The following is a 2201-nucleotide window of genomic DNA, read 5'->3' on the forward strand; positions in this document are numbered from 1 at the left end:
CTGTCCCAAAAACCCATCCGTCATTTGCCCCGATTTCCCTTCGAGCGCTCACCCAATCCAGCCCGTCCCGTAACCATCTGTTTTCGAGCACAGGATTGGCTTGACGGTTTGCCGAGGCGTGGCAGCGTCGAGGGATGACGAAGCGTGTCGCCTTCTACGTTCGGGTCTCTACCGCTGACGGGCAGACGACAGAGAACCAGCTTCGGCAGCTTCAGGAGGTTGCCGGGCGGTTGGGCTGGATCGTCACGACGATCTTCAGCGACGATGGCATCTCAGGGTCTAAAGGGCGTGATCGGCGTCCTGGGCTCGATGCTCTCCTGAAGGCCGTCACGCGGCGTGAGGTCGATCTTGTTGCCGCATGGTCGGTCGATCGTCTCGGACGGTCCCTGCCGGACCTGATCGGTCTCCTGGGCGAACTCCAGGCGCGCGGCGTCGATCTCTACCTGCACCAGCAGGCTCTCGACACGAGCACCCCGACCGGGCGGATGATGTTCCAGATGCTCGGGGTGTTCGCCGAGTTCGAGCGCTCGATGATCGTTGCGAGAGTGAAGTCCGGTCTCGAACGCACGAAGGCCAAGGGCACTCGCCTTGGTCGTCCGCCGATGGATACGGCCAGGGTCGAGGCGATCCGCGCCATGCTGATCGCGGGCACCGGCATCCGGGAGACGGCCCGCCGAACCGGCGCCGGGACTGCAACCGTTCAGAGGATCAGGGCCGCCATGCTGGTCGATCAGGATCGAGGCGCGATCGTCGAGGCAGCCTGACGTCGGGTCTGGTGTCCATCCTGCTCTGACCGGTCCTACCGGCACTCCTCACACCGTCTCGCTCGCCTCAAACGTCCGGTCGTCGGACGTTTGGCTCCCGGCTCCGGCAGCCCCCACGCGACTTCCTCCGCATCAATCGCTTGCGGGATTTTTCTACCGTGCTGGGGTCCCTCCTCAACGATCTCGGGTGAGGATGGAATGGCGACGGTCTACAGGCGCGGCACGACATGGTGGGTGCGCTTCCAAGCAGGTGGCGTCACGACTCGGCGTTCGGCCAAGACGACGCGCAAAGCTGAGGCCCAAGCCTACCTGCAACGACTCCTAGACGAGGCTGCCTCGAAGGCTCGGGGAGACATGCCTCGGCATCGCTTCGGGGAAGCCGTGGAGCGCTACTTCGTCGAGACGTCGATCAAGCCCAAGACCCGCCACTGCTACGGCTCCAGCAGCCGCGCACTTCAGCCGAGCTTCGGCCCCCTATATCTCGACGAGATTGACCGGCGGGTCATCGCGGACTTCGTAGGGGCTCGGAAACGGACCGGTGTGACCGACGCGACGATCCGACGTGACCTCGCATTCCTATCTGCCCTTTGCGGGATGGCCATGCGCTGGGGATGGTTGGAGACCAACCCGGTCGCTTCCTTCAGCAAGCGGGGTCTTAAGGAATCTCGGCCTCGAACGCGCTTCCTAAAGCCTGAGGAGTTCGAGCGCTTATGGGCGGCATCGTCACCCGAGATGCGGCCAGCGCTCGTCTTGGCGGTTGAGACGGGCCTCCGGAAGGACGAGCTTTTTGGTTTGACCATCAGCGACGTCGATCTTCCAAGGCGGGAGCTACATCTGGCTCGAACGAAGACCGACTCACCTCGCCGCGTCCCGTTGTCCGATCGAGCCATGGAGACGATTAAAGCCCTGCTGAATGCGCCTGGGCGGCCTCGATCGCCCTACCTGATCTGCAACCCAAGCGGTGAGCGGTACGGCGATATGAAGAAAGGGTTCGCCAACGCGTGCCGCCGGGCGAAGATCGCCGATCTCCGGTGGCACGATCTACGGCACACCTTCGCATCATGGTTCGTCCAACAGGACGGGGACATGTACCGGCTCTCCCGCATCCTCGGTCACGCCTCGTTGCAGATGACGGCTCGATACGGCCACCTGCGGACGTCCGACCTCCATGCTGAAATTGAGAAGGTGGCACGGAAGCGGGCACAGGACCGGCTGATCACGGCACCAGCCGAGGCCAGTCCACCACCGGATCAGGAGGCGTCGCGACGCCTGTAAGGCCCTGAAAACACAAAAGCTCCGGACGTTTGTCCAGAGCTTCGGCCGTCTGAAAGAATTGGTGGGTGCACAAGGGTTCGAACCTTGGACCCGCTGATTAAGAGTCTCGTCCTTAGGGTCTGAAAACACTGCGCTTTTTCTCCGAACAAGGAGGAAAGCAGG

Annotated in this window: 2 protein-coding genes; both read left to right on the forward strand. The window is 62.8% G+C overall.

Features of this window, described 5'->3' with window-relative positions; translation table 11 throughout:
* Positions 1-134 precede the first annotated feature (134 nt).
* The gene (locus tag MBTS_RS13800; RefSeq protein ID WP_192215876.1) at positions 135-764 is read left to right on the forward strand and encodes a recombinase family protein; all 630 of its coding nucleotides are present in this window, start codon (positions 135-137) and stop codon (positions 762-764) included.
* A gap of 198 nt (positions 765-962) precedes the next feature.
* Positions 963-2039, forward strand: a complete 1077-nt coding sequence (locus MBTS_RS13805) for a tyrosine-type recombinase/integrase (RefSeq protein WP_192215877.1) — start codon at positions 963-965, stop codon at positions 2037-2039.
* Positions 2040-2201 lie beyond the last annotated feature (162 nt).

Source organism: Methylobacterium bullatum, assembly GCF_014845095.1.
Lineage (GTDB): Bacteria > Pseudomonadota > Alphaproteobacteria > Rhizobiales > Beijerinckiaceae > Methylobacterium > Methylobacterium bullatum.

Coding starts and splice junctions, on each gene's coding strand:
- MBTS_RS13800 (WP_192215876.1), top strand. CDS start 135: ATGACGAAGCGTGTCGCCTTCTACGTTCGGGTCTCTACCGCTGACGGG.
- MBTS_RS13805 (WP_192215877.1), top strand. CDS start 963: ATGGCGACGGTCTACAGGCGCGGCACGACATGGTGGGTGCGCTTCCAA.